The organism is Streptomyces vastus, assembly GCF_039532825.1.
GTDB classification, from domain to species: Bacteria; Actinomycetota; Actinomycetes; order Streptomycetales; family Streptomycetaceae; genus Streptomyces; species Streptomyces vastus.
The window spans coordinates 279729-297126 of sequence record NZ_BAAASJ010000099.1 but is presented as its reverse complement, the minus strand read 5'-3'; the positions used below and the strand labels follow the sequence as shown (position 1 = coordinate 297126).

General features: G+C 68.9%; 17 protein-coding genes, 2 tRNA genes, 1 other RNA gene and 1 pseudogene. 15 read left to right on the top strand and 6 right to left on the bottom strand.

What is annotated here, in order from left to right:
• Positions 1-400 precede the first annotated feature (400 nt).
• Positions 401-1360 carry a hypothetical protein gene (locus ABD357_RS32945; RefSeq protein WP_344394686.1) on the bottom strand — a complete coding sequence of 320 codons (960 nt, stop codon included), beginning with the start codon at positions 1358-1360 and terminating at the stop codon, positions 401-403.
• A 589-nt stretch (positions 1361-1949) separates the two neighbouring features.
• Here ABD357_RS32945 and ABD357_RS32940 point away from each other — a divergent pair.
• Positions 1950-2159: a hypothetical protein gene (locus tag ABD357_RS32940; protein ID WP_344394684.1), complete on the top strand. Its 210-nt coding sequence runs from the start codon at positions 1950-1952 to the stop codon at positions 2157-2159.
• 153 nt (positions 2160-2312) lie between these two features.
• Positions 2313-2974, top strand: a pseudogene (locus ABD357_RS32935) (site-specific integrase); the annotation flags it as partial.
• A gap of 64 nt (positions 2975-3038) precedes the next feature.
• Here the strand turns inward: ABD357_RS32935 and ABD357_RS32930 are convergent.
• Positions 3039-3126 (bottom strand) — tRNA-Ser (locus ABD357_RS32930).
• Between the two features lie 71 nt (positions 3127-3197).
• Between ABD357_RS32930 and ffs the strand changes: the two genes are divergently transcribed.
• Together ffs and ABD357_RS32920 are read left to right on the top strand one after the other, a co-directional pair.
• Positions 3198-3296: signal recognition particle sRNA small type (gene ffs / locus ABD357_RS32925), an RNA gene on the top strand.
• Between the two features lie 93 nt (positions 3297-3389).
• Entirely contained in the window at positions 3390-5687 is a 2298-nt protein-coding gene (locus ABD357_RS32920; RefSeq protein ID WP_344394682.1) for a DNA polymerase III subunit gamma and tau, read from the top strand.
• Between the two features lie 21 nt (positions 5688-5708).
• Here ABD357_RS32920 and ABD357_RS32915 read toward each other — a convergent pair whose 3' ends face one another.
• The 3 genes from ABD357_RS32915 to ABD357_RS32905 form a co-directional block, all read right to left on the bottom strand.
• Positions 5709-7619 (bottom strand): copper resistance CopC/CopD family protein, encoded by a 1911-nt coding sequence (locus ABD357_RS32915; RefSeq protein WP_344394680.1) that lies wholly within the window; start codon positions 7617-7619, stop codon positions 5709-5711.
• A gap of 122 nt (positions 7620-7741) precedes the next feature.
• Positions 7742-8530, bottom strand: coding sequence for an SDR family NAD(P)-dependent oxidoreductase (locus ABD357_RS32910; protein WP_344394678.1), 789 nt, complete (start codon positions 8528-8530; stop codon positions 7742-7744).
• Positions 8527-9018: a cupin domain-containing protein gene (locus ABD357_RS32905; RefSeq protein WP_344394676.1), complete on the bottom strand. Its 492-nt coding sequence runs from the start codon at positions 9016-9018 to the stop codon at positions 8527-8529. The genes ABD357_RS32910 and ABD357_RS32905 overlap by 4 nt, the downstream gene beginning before the upstream one ends.
• Positions 9019-9180: 162 nt before the next feature.
• Between ABD357_RS32905 and ABD357_RS32900 the strand changes: the two genes are divergently transcribed.
• The 4 genes from ABD357_RS32900 (at position 9181) to ABD357_RS32885 (ending at position 11918) form a co-directional block, all read left to right on the top strand.
• Entirely contained in the window at positions 9181-9786 is a 606-nt protein-coding gene (locus ABD357_RS32900) for an HhH-GPD-type base excision DNA repair protein (protein WP_344394674.1), read from the top strand.
• A gap of 36 nt (positions 9787-9822) precedes the next feature.
• Positions 9823-10674: a maleylpyruvate isomerase family mycothiol-dependent enzyme gene (locus ABD357_RS32895; protein ID WP_344394672.1), complete on the top strand. Its 852-nt coding sequence runs from the start codon at positions 9823-9825 to the stop codon at positions 10672-10674.
• A 189-nt stretch (positions 10675-10863) separates the two neighbouring features.
• A complete protein-coding gene (locus ABD357_RS32890) occupies positions 10864-11160 on the top strand; it encodes a type II toxin-antitoxin system VapB family antitoxin (RefSeq protein WP_003999914.1) in 297 nt (98 codons plus the stop codon).
• 113 nt (positions 11161-11273) lie between these two features.
• On the top strand, positions 11274-11918 hold the full coding sequence (locus ABD357_RS32885; protein ID WP_344394670.1) for a LytR C-terminal domain-containing protein: 645 nt from the start codon (positions 11274-11276) through the stop codon (positions 11916-11918).
• 69 nt (positions 11919-11987) lie between these two features.
• Here the strand turns inward: ABD357_RS32885 and upp are convergent, their stop codons facing one another.
• Positions 11988-12623, bottom strand: a complete 636-nt coding sequence (gene upp, locus ABD357_RS32880; RefSeq protein WP_344394668.1) for a uracil phosphoribosyltransferase — start codon at positions 12621-12623, stop codon at positions 11988-11990.
• Positions 12624-13043: 420 nt separating this feature from the next.
• Here upp and ABD357_RS32875 point away from each other — a divergent pair, with 420 nt between their 5' ends.
• From ABD357_RS32875 to ABD357_RS32845, 7 genes are all read left to right on the top strand, one after another.
• A complete protein-coding gene (locus tag ABD357_RS32875; RefSeq protein WP_344394718.1) occupies positions 13044-13238 on the top strand; it encodes a hypothetical protein in 195 nt (64 codons plus the stop codon).
• A gap of 330 nt (positions 13239-13568) precedes the next feature.
• On the top strand, positions 13569-14117 hold the full coding sequence (locus ABD357_RS32870) for a tRNA adenosine deaminase-associated protein (protein WP_344394716.1): 549 nt from the start codon (positions 13569-13571) through the stop codon (positions 14115-14117).
• Positions 14118-14164: 47 nt separating this feature from the next.
• A complete protein-coding gene (gene tadA, locus ABD357_RS32865) occupies positions 14165-14596 on the top strand; it encodes a tRNA adenosine(34) deaminase TadA (RefSeq protein ID WP_344394666.1) in 432 nt (143 codons plus the stop codon).
• Between the two features lie 71 nt (positions 14597-14667).
• Positions 14668-14752 (top strand) — tRNA-Ser (locus ABD357_RS32860).
• A 184-nt stretch (positions 14753-14936) separates the two neighbouring features.
• Positions 14937-15116, top strand: coding sequence for a hypothetical protein (locus tag ABD357_RS32855; protein ID WP_344394665.1), 180 nt, complete (start codon positions 14937-14939; stop codon positions 15114-15116).
• A 201-nt stretch (positions 15117-15317) separates the two neighbouring features.
• Positions 15318-16169, top strand: a complete 852-nt coding sequence (locus ABD357_RS32850; protein WP_344394664.1) for an RNA polymerase sigma factor SigF — start codon at positions 15318-15320, stop codon at positions 16167-16169.
• A gap of 244 nt (positions 16170-16413) precedes the next feature.
• Positions 16414-17319 carry an RNA polymerase sigma factor SigF gene (locus ABD357_RS32845; RefSeq protein ID WP_344394663.1) on the top strand — a complete coding sequence of 302 codons (906 nt, stop codon included), beginning with the start codon at positions 16414-16416 and terminating at the stop codon, positions 17317-17319.
• Positions 17320-17398: the final 79 nt, after the last annotated feature.

Genomic DNA, 17398 nt, shown 5'->3' with positions numbered 1-17398 from the left:
CGGATACCGGAGCCCGATCGACTACGAACACGACCACCGAGCCAACTCCGCCCTGGGGCTGGCCGCATAGAAGATCTCCACAGTTCGAGGGGATTGACAGGCCGTCCGTGACCAGTTCCGAGCACCGCGCCAGAGCCCGACCAAACTCCGGGAACTCGCCAAGGGGCCGACGGTGAACGACGCCACACCTTGGCACTCACCTCATATACCTCGGCTGCCAGGAGCCCAGGGCCGCCGACGACTTCGTATCACCAGCACGTGGCAAGGCTGCCGATGCCATGCGGCTCCGCCGCGGTATCGAGGGACCTGTACTAGCGCTTGTTGCCCAAGCCGGTCGGGCTCGGTGCCTTGTCCCTCACGACTAGATGCGCTTGCGTCGGCGGGAGCCTTGACCTGTCCTTTATCCGATCGACGTTGTGCTGTCATTCCCAAGCCACTTGTCACTGATGTTGATGGCCGGCTGAATGACTTCCGGATAACGGTCCGGAGGGTACTCCTGCTGAATCTCCTTGCCGGTTCGTCGATCCTTGATGATCTTTACGCCAGCCACCTTCATTTTCTTCAGGGTGCCAATAGAGTCACCCGATACGAGGGCGTTGAATGCTTTGATGGCCTGAGCCGACTGCTGAACGCTGTCCCTGCTCACGACCCCGCGGTTCACATTGATCATGGTGTTCGTGTACAGGGATCGAGGGTCTCGCCCGACGAATTCGCGGCTGGTCTCGCCGATGCCGTCGAAGAACAGGTCGGTGATACTCTCAGGCCATACTTCGGTAATGATCGTGCGCGCGACAATCAATCCCGTTGCGCTGGAGTGGCATTGCTTTCCCTTGCTGACCAGGCGGACGATGCGCTCCTCGTCGACTGGCCACCTTGGGACCAAATCCTGTACTTGTTCGGCGGTCAGCCGTCCGCTGGTCCACCTCATCCAGTGCAGGCCCGCAGCGCGGTTTGCGAGGATCTTAAGCGCGGCTGCATAGACGTTGGCGTTGCTCTGCCTCATCTCCGTGATCTGTGCGACGAAGTCGCCAGCTGCACGGACGCGACCGCCGTCAATCGCAGCAAAGGTGTCCGGGCTGAGGTTGTACGTGACCTGTGCGGTCACTGTAACGCCGGTCTCGATAATGGCGGCAGCTCGGTGCTGTCCGTCGATGAGACAGCCATGCCAGTCCAGAGCGAAGCCTTGGTGGGTAGTGCGAAACTGTCTATTTCGCAGAATGCTCTTAAACTTGTCTACATTGGAGCGCTTCAAGGGGACGCGGTTACATGTCCTTTTTTCCATCCAGCTCGAACACTTATCGGGCGTCACTTCGGTGACCTCGGTGTATGTGCGCGGATTCTCACTGTCTTCCTCGGCCACGTTCTGCCCTCTCCTAGCTTTGTGTCGATGTCTTGGGGGTCGAGGGTGGCGCGACTGCGCGTCTCGATCAGTCGCTAGAGATGCTAGGGGGTGGTTCTTCGAGTTACATCTGATTGTTGCATTGCGGGCATGAGTGACCAACTAATTGGTAATTGAGATCGATGTTGGTATTCTTTGACTATTTTTGCGCGATGGTTTGAGTTCAGGGTGTTGCCCAGCTCTCGTCGGCAGTGAACCTGGCTCCTCTGCGCCGTCCGCTCCGTCTGAGAGCGCGTGTTCGGTTCGAAGCTGACGACCTGCGTCGGCAGCGCCTGACGACGACTAGAGCCGCGGAACCCGCCGTATGCCTCACGGGTGCTGAGCTCTGCACTCAAGCCGAGATGCCGGGCGTTTGAGGTTGCATATCCAGGCATGCCACGACCTGGGCACTTGCCTCACATCGTCATGCCCCATCCCGAGCCCGTGCCCAACGTCTCTCTGGTTGGCTTGGCGGCCGAGCGGCTGCGCACGGTGGGCCCCGCATTTCCTCCGTCCGGCAGCGGGGTACCCCAAGCCTTCGCCGACCGCGGCATTCACGAGTGGCTGGCAGATGTGCTTCTACCCGCTCCAGCACGACCTGATCTGGTTCACCGGCGTGACGCTGCCCGATCCGTTCGCGGTGTACGACTCGGTCGACGTACCGAAGGAGAGGTTCGCGGCGGCGAAGCGGGAGTACGGGCGAGGCGCAACAGGTTCTTCACAGCCGGTGCAGATGCCAGTGAGGAGCAGGCTGGATATTCACGTCCGCCCGCGCGGCTGAGCGGTCAGGCCTCTCACCCGGCTCCGCATTCTCCGTCCCGGCGCCAGGGTCGCCGGTCAGGACCTGGCCGTGAACCAAGCCGACAGCGGTCACACCTGCCGTGCTGCAAGACAATCAGCGAGGCTGCATGACAACAGCAACCACGGAACGACGCCGTGGATGCTGGCGTTGGCGCTCGGACTCCGGCAGGGCGAGACTCTCGGACTGCGCTGGTCTGACGTCGACCTCGACAACGGGTACCTGAAACTGCGCCGGAACCGTCTGCGCCCCAGGTACAAGCATGGGTGCCCGGACGCCTCACCGTGCGGCCGGGCTAAAGCGGGGTACTGCCCGGACAAGGTGCAGGTCCGGCGCGAGACCAAGAGCACCAAGTCCCGAGCGGGCCGGCGCCGTGCCCCTGCCCGGTCCGCTGGTGGCCATGCTCCGGGCTCATGCCAAGACTCAAGCGCAGGAGCGCAAGACGGCCGGTGACCCGTGGATCGAGTCGGACTGCGTGTTCACCAAGCCGCTGGGTGACCCGCTGAGCCCGAACACGGACTCCACGACTGGAAGCGGCTGCTGGAAGACGCGGGGGTCCGGAACGCCCGGCTGCACCTGCCCGGCACACGGCCGCCACCGTGCTCATGCTGCTCGGTGGCTGGCTCGCGTCATCGATCAGATCATGGGGTGGGAGCTGGGCAGCTCCGCGAGTATGCGGGCGAGGTAGCTGCATGTGCCGGACGCCATGCTCAAGGACGTGGCCCGGAAGATTGCCGAAGCCTTGTGGGCCCCTGGAAACACCCGCTGTGGACAAAAACCAGGACAACGAGGTCTGAGGACAACGTCGAAGGGCCCCACCGCGAACGGTGGGGCCCTTCGACATCGTGCCCGGTGAGGCACTGGCGGAGGATACGAGATTCGAACTCGTGAGGGGTTGCCCCCAACACGCTTTCCAAGCGTGCGCCCTAGGCCTCTAGGCGAATCCTCCGCCGGAAACATTACAGGACGCCGGGGAGTGGTCGCGAACTCGTTCGTGCCGGTCAGATCCTGTACCCTGTGCGGAGCCCCTCACGCGGCGCTATCTGACTGAACTCCCCCAGGGCCGGAAGGCAGCAAGGGTAGGTTGGCTCTGGCGGGTGCGTGGGGGGCGCTTGCGTTCCGGGGGTACGTGCCGGGGTACGTACGGGCCTGGCCACGAGGTTGTTCCGCGGGCGGTCCGGGTTGTCAGTGGGCGCCTATAACCTCGTATGCGTGTCGTCTCTCGCGCTGTACCGCCGTTATCGCCCGGAGTCGTTCGCCGAGGTCATCGGGCAGGAGCATGTAACCGACCCGCTGCAGCAGGCGCTGCGGAACAACCGGGTCAATCACGCGTACCTGTTCAGCGGGCCGCGCGGGTGCGGAAAGACGACCAGTGCGCGGATCCTGGCCCGCTGTCTGAACTGCGAGCAGGGGCCGACGCCCACGCCGTGCGGTGAGTGCCAGTCGTGCCAGGACCTGGCGAGGAACGGGCCGGGGTCCATCGACGTCATCGAGATCGACGCCGCCTCGCACGGCGGTGTGGACGACGCCCGTGACCTGCGGGAGAAGGCTTTCTTCGGGCCGGCAAGCAGCCGGTACAAGATCTACATCATCGACGAGGCGCACATGGTCACCTCGGCGGGCTTCAACGCCCTGCTGAAGGTGGTCGAGGAGCCACCGGAGCACCTCAAGTTCATCTTCGCCACGACCGAGCCCGAGAAGGTCATCGGGACCATCCGGTCGCGGACGCACCATTACCCCTTCCGGCTCGTGCCGCCCGGCACCTTGCGGGAGTACCTGGCCGACGTCTGCGGGCGTGAGGGCATTCCCATCGAGGACGGGGTGCTCCCACTGGTCGTGCGGGCCGGTGCCGGTTCCGTACGTGACTCCATGTCCGTCATGGATCAGCTGCTGGCCGCCGCCGGTGCGGACGGCGTGACGTATGCCATGGCGACCTCGCTGCTGGGGTACACGGATGCGTCGCTGCTCGACTCCGTCGTCGAGGCCTTCGCGGCGGGGGACGGGGCCGCTGCCTTCGAGGTCGTGGACCGGGTGATCGAGGGGGGTTACGACCCGCGTCGGTTCGTCGCCGATCTGCTGGAGCGGCTAAGGGACCTGGTCATTCTGGCCGCGGTGCCCGATGCCGCCGAGAAGGGGCTCATCGATGCTCCCGCCGATGTCGTGGAGCGGATGCAGGCCCAGGCCGGGGTCTTCGGTGCGGCCGAACTGAGCCGGGCCGCCGACATCGCCAATGACGGGCTTACGGAGATGAGGGGGGCCACTTCGCCCCGGCTTCAGCTCGAGTTGATCTGCGCACGGGTGCTGCTGCCCGCCGCGTACGGCGATGAGCGGTCTGTCATGGCTCGGCTCGACAGGTTGGAGCGGGGGGTCAACTTCACGGGGGCGGCGACCGGGCCCGCCATGGGGTACGTGCCGGGGCCCGAGGTTCATGGGGTTGGGGGAGCGCAGGGCGGCTCCGCGTCGGTGCCTTCTGCTCCGCAGGGTGGCGGGCCGGAGGCGGCTCGGGCGGCGGTGCGGGGGGCTGGGGCTCCCGGCTCCGGTGCTGGTGCTGGTGGGCCGGCTGGAAGGGCACAGGAGGCAGGCTCCGGCCCGGCTCAGGCCGCCGCAGCCCAGCCCGCACAGCCCCCACAGCCTCCGGCCGCGCCCGCGCCGTCCCCTCAGCAGCCGCCCGCTCAGGGGCCGACGGGCGCTCCCCCCTCCGGGGAAGCGCCCGGTGCCTGGCCCACCGCGACGGCCGCGGGCAGCGGTCGCCGTCCCGGAGGGTGGCCGACGGCGGCGCCCGCGGGCGGTGGACAGACTCCGGCCGCATCCTCGTCGCCCACGGCTCCGGCACCTGCGGGCCCGCCCCCGCCATCCACCCCCGCCGCTCCTGCCGCTCCGGCAGCTCCCGCGAGCGGCGGGCTCGACCCCCGCATGCTGTGGCCGAACATCCTTGACGCGGTGAAGAACCGGCGCCGTTTCACATGGATCCTGCTCAGTCAGAACGCGCAGGTCACGGGCTTCGACGGTACGACGCTCCAGCTCGGCTTCGTCAACGCGGGGGCTCGCGACAACTTCTTGAGCAGCGGCAGTGAGGATGTGCTGCGCCAGGCGCTGGCCGATCAGTTCCACGTGCAGTGGAAGATCGAGGCGATCGTCGATGCGTCAGGGGGTTCGGCGACCCCACCACCGACCGGGCCCGGCACCGGCGGGGGCTACGGATCCGGCGGAGGCTACGGATCCGGAAGCGCCGCCGCTCCGCCCGCGTCCAGGCCCTCCGCCCCCCAGCAACCCGCTGCCCCCACGCCCCGGCCCAGCACCCCCCAGGCTCCGGCCACCCCCGCTCCGGCCTCCGCACCGACATCTCCGCCGCCTTCGCGCCCATCAGCTCCGGAGCCACCTCCCGTCTCGCCGGAGGACGACATCCCGGCGGACGACGATCCCGACCTCGACGAGTCGGCGTTGTCGGGGCATGAACTGATCGTGAAGGAGCTGGGGGCGACGGTGGTGGAGGAATTCTCGAACGAGTAGGAATCGGCGGCGCGAACCCCCTCAGGGCGAGATCTGCACCTTCTTCGACACCGTCACCTGGTCGATGTCCGAGGTGCGGACCGTGACGTTCATGGTCCAGGTGCCCGGGAGCGGGAGGTTGAGGGAGTTGGTGCCCCAGTAGCCGCCCTGGTCGGTGAGCTCGGCGTCGATGGGGCCGATCTTCTCGGCGGCCAGGGTGAAGGTGAGGCGCAGTTCGGGGACCGTGGCGACGCCGTCCGGGCCTATGACGATCGCCTGGACCGTGTTCTCGTTGACGCGGCCCGGCTCGAGGACGATCTGGACCTTGCCCTTCCCGCCCGGGGTGCCGACGTCGAAGGGGATCAAGGTCATCGAGGTCGTGGGCTGACCGGCCGGAGCGGCCGGCGCGTCCTGGGTCTCGGTGGCGGCCCGGCCCGGCTGGGTGCCGGTCAGAACCGTCGTGAGCAACAACACCACGACGCCCACGACGACTTCGGCCAGCACGGAACGGCGCAGGGCCTGGTGAGGGGGCGGAGCCTCGCCAGGTCCACCGGGTTCACCAGGCCCGCCGAGTTCACCAGGGTCACCGGGTTCACCAGGGTCACCGGGTCCGCTGGACTTGTCGAACTGATCGATCTTGCCCGAATTGCCGATTTCGTCACCACCGCCCCCACCCCCCGTACTCGCCCCCACCGTCTCCAACTCCCGCACCCGCACCGGCTCTTCCGCCGCGAGCAGCCCCGCCGTCCAGCGCCGCGAATACGCCGCCGCCCCCAACAGCAGCACGACCGCACACACCTTGGCGGCCAGGATCCGGCCGTACGACGTACCGGTGAGCGCCTCCCAGGAGCCGAGCCCCCGCCAGGACTGGTAGACACCCGTGACCACCAGGACCACCACGGACGCGAACGCGAGCCGCGAGAAACGGGCCACCGACGCCGCCGAGGGCGGGATCTCGGCGCGGTGCAGCGTGGTGAGCAGCGCCGCGAGGCCGCCCATCCAGACCGCCATCGCCAGCAGATGCAGTACGGAGGAGACGATCGCCACGGGAACCTGGATCCCCGCGGACGCGTGCTCTGCGGCGGCCCAGGTGACCGCCAGCGCCACGGCGAGCACCCCGCCCGAAGCGAGCACGGCGGGCTTCGGCCGCTCGTCCAGCCGCTCTTCCGCCTGTGGCTCCCGCGCCCCCAGTCGTACGAGGAAGACCGCCGCCAACGCCACCAGCACCAGCCTCGCCAGCAGCGCCCACCCCGGCCTGCCGCTCAGCGTGTCCTTGAGCAGGGAGAGGTCGAGGAGGGTCGCGGGGCCGGTTCCGCGGGCGTACGGGCCGCGCAGGAACAGCAGCGCGACGGTGGACAGGAGCAGGGTCCACCAGGCGAGGAGGAAGAGTTTCCGGAGGGGGGCGACGGCGGGCGGGCGGCAGGCGAGGACGAAGGTGGCCGCGCCGATGAGCAGCGCCCCGGCGGTGTACGCGGCGTACCGGGCCAGGTCGTAGAGCAGACCGGAGGCGGGGTGTACGGCGGGCTCGGCGGAGGCGTTCGCGGTGGTCGCCGAGGGCGCGCCGATGGAGAACGTGAACGCGCCCGAGATGGGATGGCTGTCCGCCGAGACCACCCGCCAGGCAACGGTGAACGTGCCCTCCGGCAGATCGTCCTGGAGCCGTACACGCACGGTGTCGGAGCCGCCGGCGTGCTCGGCGGCGCCCGCGTTCATGCGCCGGTTGTCGGGGCTGAGGACCCGGATCGAGTCGTCGGAGATACCGACCGACTCGGTGAAGGTCATGGTGACCTGTTTCGGGGCGGTCTTGAGGACGGTGCCCTCACGGGGGTCGGTGTCGCGCACGGAGGAGTGCGCGGAGGCGGTTCCGGCACCGCCCAGCAGGAACAGGGTGCCCAGCATCAGGACGAGGGCCACCGCCCGGCGCGGCGCCGCCATCCGCTGTATTCGGCCCATGTTGCCCCGTCCTCTCCCTTTCTCCCCTGCTGCTTCCCCCTGGTGCGCATCAAGCCCCGGATGGGGATACGAATGTACGCAGCACCTTGCTCAACACCCCGCCCGCGCGCCCCCGCCCGTCCTCACCACGTCGGTCGCGCCGACACCCCGCCGTCCACGACCAGGTCGTGTCCCGTGATCCACGAGGCCATCGGGGAGGCGAGGAACACACAGGCGTCACCGACGTCTTCCGGGCGGCCCAACCGGCCGGTGGGGACGGCCTGTTGCCAGCGCCGTACGCCGTCCGGCCAGGCCTCCGCAAGGCCTGCTCGGTCGATCAGCCCTGGTGAGACGGTGTTGACGCGGATCCCGTACGGACCGTACTCCAGGGCCGCCGACCGAGCGTGCATGACGACGGCCGCCTTGGAAGCGGAGTAGTGGGCATGCAGCGGGGCGGGGTGCGTGGCCTCGATCGACGCGATGTGGGTGATGCTCCCGCGGCTGCCGTCCCTGCCCTCCCTGCCGTAGCCCTCTCGCATCACCTCCACCGCGGCCTGCGTGCACGCGAACACGCTCGACAGGTTCGCGTCGACCACCGCCCGCCAGTCGGCCAGGGTCATGCCGGGCAGTTCCTGGACCGGCTGTACGCCCGCGTTGTCGACCAGTGCCGTCAGCGTGCCGCCGCCCCAGTCCGCGGCCTCGCGCACCAGGCGCCGGCACTCGGCCTCGACGGTGAGCTCGGCGTGCAGGGCGACCGCGCTGCCGCCCGCGTCCTCGATGAGCCCGACGACCTCGCGGGCCCCCTCCGCGTCCGTGCGGTAGTGAACCGCCACCGCCGCTCCCGCCTCGGCGAACCGCAACGCGATCCCCCGCCCGATGCCGCCCGAGGCTCCGGTCACCAGCGCGACCTGCCCGTCGAGCAGCCCGCTCACGGCCGGCTCAGCGCGGCGATCCGCACCGCCTCCGCCGGGTACCGCTCGGTCAGCTCGGCCGCGTCTCCGTGCTCGTACCCGCCATAGGTGAACCCGGGCGCCATCGTGCACCCGAAGAACGACCAGGTGCCGCCCGCCACGACCCGCGCACCCATCCAGGTCCCCGCGGGCACGGTGAACTGGACGTACTGCCCACCGAGCACATCGGGACCGAGGACGACGGTGCGGGACGTACCGTCCGGGTCGAGCAGCAGCATCTCCAAGGGATCACCGAGATAGAAGTGCCACACCTCGTCGGTGGGGAGCCGGTGCAGCGCCGAGAAATCCCCCGGTTCCGAGGTCAGCAGCACAACGATCGAGGTCCCCTCGGGCCGCCCGTCCCCCCGCTCGGGCCCGGCCCAGAGCTGCCGGAACCGCCCGCCCTCCTTGGGGATCGGCTCCAACTGAAAGTGAGCGACAAGGTCTTCGGGAGTGATGTCACTGGCCATCCCCCGACCATGCCCCACGGGGCCCCGCCGACGCACCCCCGAGTCGCAGCAGCGGGTGCACGTCTTGGGTTACTGGCGGGAGGGGTGAGCGTGGTGTTCAGCGAGTGTGGAGGGCTGAGCGCCGGGCGGGCGTGAGGAGGCCTGCGGGGCGATCCTCGAAGTATGGACGTGACCCTTCACCTCGCTCAACAGCCCGAAGCCGACGAACTCCTCGGGCGCAGTCCGCTGGCCGCGCTGGTCGGGATGCTGCTGGACCAGCAGATTCCGATGGAGTGGGCCTTCGCGGGCCCGTACGCCATCGCCCAGCGGATGGGCGCGGACGATCTCGACGCACACGAGATCGCGGCATACGACCCCGAGGCCTTCGCCGCACTCCTCGCCACCAAGCCGGCCGTGCACCGCTACCCGGGCTCGATGGCCAAGCGGATCCAGCAGCTGTGCCAGTACCTGGTGGAGCACTACGACGGTGACGCCGCCGCGCTCTGGAAGGACGCGGCCAGCGGCACGGAACTCCTCAGCCGCCTCAACGCCCTCCCCGGCTACGGCGCCCAGAAGTCCCAGATCTTCCTGGCCCTCCTGGGCAAACAACTAGGCGTACGCCCCCAGGGCTGGCGCGAGGCAGCGGGCGCGTACGGCGACCCGGAGTCGTTCCGCTCGGTCGCCGACATCACCGGCCCCGAGTCCTTGGCGAAGGTACGGGCACACAAACAGGAGCTGAAGGCGGCGGCCAAGGCGGCGAAGGGTACGGGCAAGTCCGCCGATAAGTAGGGGAACTTCCGGTGGCGGAAGGCCTAGCGTTTCCGTATGACCACCTCCTTCGGGCCCGCCATCGACACCCGTCCCCTGTTCGTGCGTGAGCGGCGGGCGCTGCTCGACCTGCTCGGCTCGTTGGAGAACGAGGACTGGGGACGGCCGACGGTCTGCCCGGGGTGGGACGTGCACGACGTGGTCGGCCATGTCCTCAACGACTACATGCGCCGCCTCTCGGGCATCCGGGACGGGTGGAGCGGTGCCGTGTTCGCCGACGACGAGACGCTGCCCTCGTATGTGGCACGCATGAACGGTGTCTTCGTCGAGGCGACCCGCCAGTGCAGCCCACGCCTGATGGCCGAGCTGCTCGCCCGCCTCGGCCCGCAGCTGGACGAAGTCTGGGCCGGCGCCCGACTCGACGCCCCCGCCGCCGTCGACGTGTCCTGGGCCTCTACGGACGAGCCCAGTCCCGCCTGGCTGGACATCGCCCGCGAGTACACCGAATTCTGGGTGCACCAGCAGCAGATCCGCGACGCCGTCGACCGCCCCGGTGCCGACGAGCCGGAGCTGCTCGGCCCGGTGATCGACACGTTCCTGCGCGCCCTGCCGCACACGCTTCGTACCGTGGACCGGCCGCGGGGAACGGCCGTACGTTTCGACGTCACCGGCCCCGCGGGCGGCACCTGGTGGGCAACGCGGGGCGCCGACCGCTGGCTTCCCGGCGCACCCGACGCGTCCTGCGCGCCCGGCGGGGAGGCCGCGGCGCGGGTGACGACGGACCAGGACACCCTGTGGCGGCTGGCCACCCGGGGCATCCTCCCCGCCGAGGCCCGCCGCCGTTCCGTACTGGCGGGGGCCGAGCCCCTGACCACGGCCGCGACCACGCTCCTCGCGGTGGTGGCGTGACGACCGACCGGTGATGTCCGCCTCGTGCGGCACGCGACGTGTTTCCGTTTTGTTCAGGCCCCGCTCAGTAGGAACACACCAAGTCCGCCGTGCGGAATTACCTTTTCCTGCTGCTTTGCGACGTGATTTCCCAGGCCCACTACGGCGCCTTGGCTGCGCCCGGAAGGTCATGACCGGTAGGCTTTCCGTGTGATCTTCAAGCGCATCGGAAACGGCCGGCCGTACCCCGACCACGGCCGGGAAAGCACCCGGCAGTGGGCGGATGTCGCGCCGCGCCCGGTCCGCCTCGATCAGCTGGTGACGACCAAGGGCCAGCTCGACCTGGAAACGCTGCTCGCCGAGGACTCGACGTTCTACGGCGACCTCTTCGCGCATGTCGTGAAGTGGCAGGGCGATCTGTACCTGGAGGACGGCCTGCACAGAGCCGTCCGCGCCGCGCTCCAGCAGCGCCAGGTACTGCACGCGAGGGTCCTCGAGCTCGACTGAGCGACGGGGTTCGGCCGAGCGAGCCGAACCCCGCGTTGGGCCGTCCGGGTTGGACTGAGCCCGGCATTGATCATCTAGTAGGCATAGCCGCTCATGCGCACTACGCTGCGCCCATGAGCATGCTGACTCCCCCTGGCATGGGCGGCCGGTACAAGATCACGGGGGACAAGTACCCGCGGATGCGCCGCAATCGGGGGCGCCGCAGGCTCGCGTTCGCGGTCATCGCGTCCGTCGCCGCACTCGGTCTGCTCGGCTGGGGAACGCTGCAGCTCATCGACGTGTTCACGGGCGGCGACAAGGCCGACGCGGTGGGCGCGGCAGCGGACTGCACGCCCTCGCCGTCACCGTCCCCCTCGCAGCGGCCGGTCAAGGCCCTCCCCAAGCCCGGCCAGATCACCGTGAACGTCCTCAACGCCACGCCCCGCAGCGGCCTCGCCAAGAGCACCGCGGACGAACTCAAGAAGCGCGGCTTCAAGATCGGCGAGGTCGGCAACGCGACGAAGGAGTACGACAAGAAGGTCAAGGGCACCGGAATACTGCTCGGCTCCGCGGCGGCCACCGACAGCGCGCTCCCCGTACTCCGCACCCAGTTGGCCGACGCCCAGCTGAAGACCGACACCCGTACGAAGCCCGCCGAGGTCGACCTCATCATCGGCACCGGCTTCAAGGCACTGGCGACGAAGGCGGACGCCGACAAGGCCATGACCACACTGGCCAAGCCGACACCGACGCCGTCACCGACGAAGCAGGGCTGTTAGCCGACCAGCCGACTCTCCGACCAGCCGGTCAAACAGGCCATCAGGTCCCGGCCCCGGGTTCGGGTTCGGTTACTCGGCAGACCCGTACATCCGGTCCCCCGCGTCTCCGAGGCCCGGCACGATGTAGCCGTGCTCGTTGAGCCGCTCGTCGACGGACGCCGTCACGACGGTCACCGGCGTGCCGGCCAGCTCGCGTTCCATGACCTCGACGCCCTCCGGGGCCGCCAGGAGCACCACGGCGGTCACGTCGTCGGCGCCGCGCTTGATCAGTTCCTGGATGGCCGCGACGAGGGTGCCGCCGGTGGCGAGCATGGGGTCGAGCACGTACACCTGGCGGCCGGAGAGGTCTTCCGGCATGCGGTTCGCGTACGTGGACGCCTGGAGCGTCTCCTCGTTGCGGATCATGCCCAGGAAACCCACCTCGGCGGTCGGCAGAAGGCGCACCATGCCGTCCAGCATGCCGAGGCCGGCCCGCAGGATCGGTACGACCAGGGGACGCGGGTGGGACAGCTTGACGCCGGTGGTACCGGCCACCGGCGTCACGATGTCGACCTGCTCGGTACGCACGTCACGGGTGGCCTCGTAGGCGAGCAGGGTGACCAGTTCGTCGGCCAGCCGCCGGAAGGTCGGGGACTCGGTGCGCTGGTCGCGCAGCGTGGTGAGCTTATGGGCGACCAGAGGGTGGTCGACGACGTGAAGACGCATGCGACCAGGGTATCCGGGCCCCACCTCCACGCCCCCGCAAACCCGAACCGGCATCAAACCGCCCATTCGAGGGAAGGTGGCAGGGACGGACTGGGGTGGTGACCTATGCGGAACGGGGAACAGAACCAGGCGACCTCCGGCCGACCCGGGGAGTCCACGAACAGCTCCGCGCTGCGGGCGACCTCCGGTCGGGGCGCCGGGGGAGAGCTGGCGGGCGGCGCCGCGCCCGCACAGCGAAAGCCCGCACAGCGAAAGGCTGCCGGGTCCTCAGCCGCCACGCCGGGGAGGACCGGCCGCGCAAGCCCTCCGCAGGCTCCGCGGGAAACCGCCCAGAAGTCCGGCTCGCCCGAAACGGCCACCGGAGGCCCGCCGCGCCCGGGCGCCGCCGCCGACTCCGGAGGTGCGGGCACCCTTGGCGCCATCGGAGGCGCCGGAACCGTTGGTGATGTCGGCGCCGCCTCAGTGGCCGAAAGTGACGCCGAGCGGCGTAGGCGGCGGGCTCAGTTCTTGCGGGACCTCGCCGAGGCGCGGGAGTTGCGGGATCGGGTGCAGCCGCGGCGGGTCAAGACCGCGCGGCTGCGGCACGCCATGCGGATGCGCACGTTCCGTTGGTAGGCGGTGGGCCACGCCAGACACGTACAGGCCTGTACACAGGACAACGGAGCGCCACTCGTGGGGCGTACGGGTCGCCGCCGGTCAGCCGTTGCGTCACGGCGCTCTCCTCGGCGTACCATCCCGCTGACGGCGGGCGCCGAGCGCCCAGGTGAGGGGCCACGCGTACGGCCGTGAAGACGCGACCGGGACACAGCGTGCCGAAGACCTCTCCTGAACGCTCTGTTTCTGCCACGATTCCGAGTGGGCGGGGCTCGGCGCAGCGCTCCCCGTCCGCAACCTCCGCCGGGGGGATCCCCAACCGGCACGCCTATGACCAGTGGGAGAGTCACGGTGTACTTCGCCGCACTGCTCGCGCGCACCGAAGACGGGTGGGAAGCGAGCGACACAGAGCTCGACGATGTGGAGACCCTGTCGGACCTGGCCGACCTGGCCCGTGAAGCCTCGCCCGAAGACGACACGGTCCTCGTACTCATCGAGCAGGAGGACGCGTGGTTCGGCGTCGTCCGCGTGGACGGCGAGGAGGACCCTCGTATCTACGTCTCGGACGCCGCCGCAGCAGCCCGCAGCTCGTACGGCGAGATCCTGCTCACGGACGAACTGCTCGGAAGGGAGCCGGGCGACGACGACGTCCCGGACCTGGACTCCCTCGACCTCGACGGCACGGAGGACGGTGAACCCGAGAACGATTCCGACGACGATGACGACGCCGGCGGCACCGCTTCGGGCGAGGCCGTGCCGTCCGGACCCATCGGAGACCGCGAGGTCCTCGCCGACCTCGGCGTGAACGAGAAGGAACTGCTCGCCCTGGACAGCAATGACGCACTGAACGAGATCGCCGAAGTCCTGGGCGCGGCGGAGGTCCTGGAGACCGTCCGCTGACCGCTCAGGAGGCGCACGACCCCGTACGCGGCCGCTGGCGGGCCGCGATGCGGCTCGCACTGGACGAGGCACGACTGGCCGTCCGGGGCGGGGACGTCCCCGTCGGCGCCGTCGTCCTGTCCGCGGACGGGACGACGGTGCTCGCCACCGGACACAACGAACGCGAAGCCACCGGCGATCCCACGGCGCACGCCGAGGTCCTCGCCATCCGCCGCGCCGCCGCCGAGCTGGGACAGTGGCGGCTGACGGACTGCACGCTCGTCGTGACCCTCGAACCCTGCACGATGTGCGCGGGCGCCATCGTGCAGTCCCGCGTCGACCGCCTCGTCTACGGCGCCCGCGACGCGAAGGCCGGCGCGACCGGTTCCCTCTGGGACGTCGTACGCGACCGGCGCCTCAACCACCGCCCCGAAGTGATCGGCGGCGTACTCGACGGGGAGTGCGCCCGCCTGCTCACCGACTTCTTCCGCGACCGCTGACCCACCCCGCTCCCGAAGCGGCCTCGAAACGGATTTCGGCGCACACCCCAACGTGGGCTAGGATCTCTCCCGGTAGCGTGTCCGAGCGGCCGAAGGAGCTCGCCTCGAAAGCGAGTGTGGCGCAAGTCACCGAGGGTTCAAATCCCTCCGCTACCGCTTCGGAAGGGCCCCGTCGAGAGACGGGGCCTTTCGTGTGTGCGGAGTGCGTGCGGGGTGTGTGGGGAGATGTGCCGAAGACGGAATCGGTGGTAGGACAAGTGCCCGAGTTACACTCACCGCCGGCGAACACGGGTCCCGGCGGGGCAGCAGGTCGACAAGCAGGTCAACAGGGGAGGCCGCGGTGGCGGTGAATTCGAAGAAGATCGCCATCTATGCGCTCGTGGTCTTCGTGCTGTACGTGATCATCACCGACCCGGACAAGGCCGGCGACTACATGACCATGGGGTTCGAGGGCATATCGAACGCCGCTCAGGCCGTCGGCGACTTCATGACGTGGCTCGCCAACGGGGCCAACGACTGAGGCGTACGGCCACACGTCGCCTCGTAGAGCCTCTTCCTCAGGCCCGCCCCAGCCCCGTATCGGAATGATGCGGGGCCGAAATGCGCCTTACGGTCTCATCCGGGAATCAACACCACTCTTTGCGGTGCTTGCACACAGTGGACATGTCTTGTGATGCTATGACCGCTTTTGACGGATGAGTTGCACGGTTTGCAAGAGTTGATGGACAAAGAGGTGGCGTTGACCGTGTCGGCCAGTACTGCGCCGCCCCAGGAAGATGCCCCGGCGCCTGCTCCTGCCCCCGAGAAGCGTCGCAGTGCCGACACCCGGGCGCTCACACAGGTGCTCTTCGGGGAGCTGAAGGAGCTGCGGCCGGGCACGCCCGAGCACCATCGCGTACGCAGCGCGCTCATCGAGGCCAATCTGCCGCTCGTACGCTACGCCGCCGCCCGCTTCCGCAGCCGTAACGAGCCCATGGAGGACGTCGTCCAGGTCGGCACGATCGGGCTGATCAACGCGATCGACCGCTTCGACCCCGACCGCGGCGTGCAGTTCCCGACCTTCGCGATGCCGACCGTCGTCGGCGAGATCAAGCGGTACTTCCGCGACAACGTCCGCACCGTGCACGTACCGCGCCGGCTGCACGAGCTGTGGGTGCAGGTGAACAGCGCGACCGAGGACCTCACGACGGCGTTCGGGCGCTCGCCCACCACCGCCGAGATCGCCGAACGGCTGCGGATCGCCGAGGAGGAGGTACTGGCCTGCCTCGAGGCCGGACGCTCGTACCACGCGACCTCCCTGGAGGCGGCCCAGGAGGGTGACGGGCTGCCGGGCCTGCTCGACCGGCTCGGTTACGAGGACCCGGCGCTGGACGGAGTCGAGCACCGCGACCTCGTACGCCACCTCCTGGTCCAGCTCCCGGAACGGGAACAGCGCATCCTGCTGCTGCGCTACTACAGCAATCTCACCCAGTCCCAGATCAGCGCCGAACTGGGTGTCTCCCAGATGCATGTGTCAAGGCTGCTCGCCCGGAGTTTCGCCCGGCTGCGATCCGCAAACAGGATCGAGTCGTAGCTCGCAGGAGCGAATCACCCTCAAGGTGATTTCCCGTCAGTTCTGCGGCGAAAATTGGCCAGACCCCCTTTTTCCAGGGCTGATTGACCCTCTCAGAGTCGACAAGTCACTACAGCGTGTTGCCGACATGTGACATTCTTCCGGAAGCGCGTTTGCCGCAGCTCTGCCTCCGGTATTCAGGTGGAGGCTGCGTTCCTTCGACGGGAGCGTCCGCCGCGACCGTCCGCGACCCAAAGGGGGTGGCATGTCCGCAGATCAGGGCAGCTCGAAGGTGCTTGAGCTCGCGCAGAGCGAGTCCGCGCCCGACGTGCTTCACAGTGTCGATGTACCGGTTGTCGATGTAGCGGTTCTCCCGGCCCCTCCGGCCCCGGCCCCCCCGACCTCGGAAGCCATCAACACCCGCACCCTGTCCCGCTCCCTGTTCCTGCGGCTCGCCGCACTCGACGAGAACAGCCCGGAGCGCGCCTACGTCCGAGACACCCTCATCGAGCTCAACCTCCCGCTGGTGCGCTACGCGGCAGCCCGCTTCCGCAGCCGTAACGAGCCCATGGAGGACATCGTCCAGGTCGGCACGATCGGCCTGATCAAGGCGATCGACCGCTTCGACTGCGAACGGGGCGTGGAGTTCCCGACGTTCGCGATGCCGACGGTCGTGGGGGAGATCAAGCGCTTCTTCCGCGACACCTCGTGGTCGGTCCGCGTTCCGCGCCGGCTCCAGGAGCTGCGGCTCGCGCTGACGAAGGCGAGCGACGAGCTCTCCCAGAAGCTGGACCGCTCCCCGACGGTGCCCGAGCTCGCCGCCGTACTGGGCGTGTCCGAGGAGGACGTGGTCGACGGTCTGGCGGTCGGCAACGCGTACACCGCGTCCTCGCTCGACTCCCCGGCCCCCGAGGACGACGGCGGCGAGGGCTCCCTGGCGGACCGCCTCGGCTACGAGGACACGGCTCTGGAGGGCGTCGAATACCGCGAGTCCCTCAAGCCGCTGCTCGCCAAACTCCCGCCCCGAGAGCGCCAGATCATCATGCTCCGCTTCTTCGCGAACATGACCCAGTCCCAGATCGGCGAGGAGGTCGGCATCTCGCAGATGCACGTCTCCCGGCTGCTTACGCGGACGCTGTCGCAGCTGCGGGACGGCCTGATCTCGGACTAGGCGGACGCGTCCGTCCAAGGCTGTTGGGTCGGTCGGAAGGCTGATTGGTTCGAAGGCTGTTGGGAGGTCCCGAGCCCCG

What these genes read in the sequence shown, in the direction of transcription:
- ABD357_RS32845 (WP_344394663.1), top strand. Translation starts at nt 16,414, where the DNA reads ATGTCCGCAGATCAGGGCAGCTCGAAGGTGCTTGAGCTCGCGCAGAGC.
- upp (WP_344394668.1), bottom strand. Translation starts at nt 12,623, where the DNA reads ATGCGTCTTCACGTCGTCGACCACCCTCTGGTCGCCCATAAGCTCACC.
- ABD357_RS32895 (WP_344394672.1), top strand. Translation starts at nt 9,823, where the DNA reads ATGACCACCTCCTTCGGGCCCGCCATCGACACCCGTCCCCTGTTCGTG.
- ABD357_RS32915 (WP_344394680.1), bottom strand. Translation starts at nt 7,619, where the DNA reads ATGGGCCGAATACAGCGGATGGCGGCGCCGCGCCGGGCGGTGGCCCTC.
- ABD357_RS32900 (WP_344394674.1), top strand. Translation starts at nt 9,181, where the DNA reads ATGGACGTGACCCTTCACCTCGCTCAACAGCCCGAAGCCGACGAACTC.
- ABD357_RS32905 (WP_344394676.1), bottom strand. Translation starts at nt 9,018, where the DNA reads ATGGCCAGTGACATCACTCCCGAAGACCTTGTCGCTCACTTTCAGTTG.
- ABD357_RS32850 (WP_344394664.1), top strand. Translation starts at nt 15,318, where the DNA reads ATGGACAAAGAGGTGGCGTTGACCGTGTCGGCCAGTACTGCGCCGCCC.
- ABD357_RS32940 (WP_344394684.1), top strand. Translation starts at nt 1,950, where the DNA reads ATGTGCTTCTACCCGCTCCAGCACGACCTGATCTGGTTCACCGGCGTG.
- tadA (WP_344394666.1), top strand. Translation starts at nt 14,165, where the DNA reads ATGCGGCTCGCACTGGACGAGGCACGACTGGCCGTCCGGGGCGGGGAC.
- ABD357_RS32885 (WP_344394670.1), top strand. Translation starts at nt 11,274, where the DNA reads ATGAGCATGCTGACTCCCCCTGGCATGGGCGGCCGGTACAAGATCACG.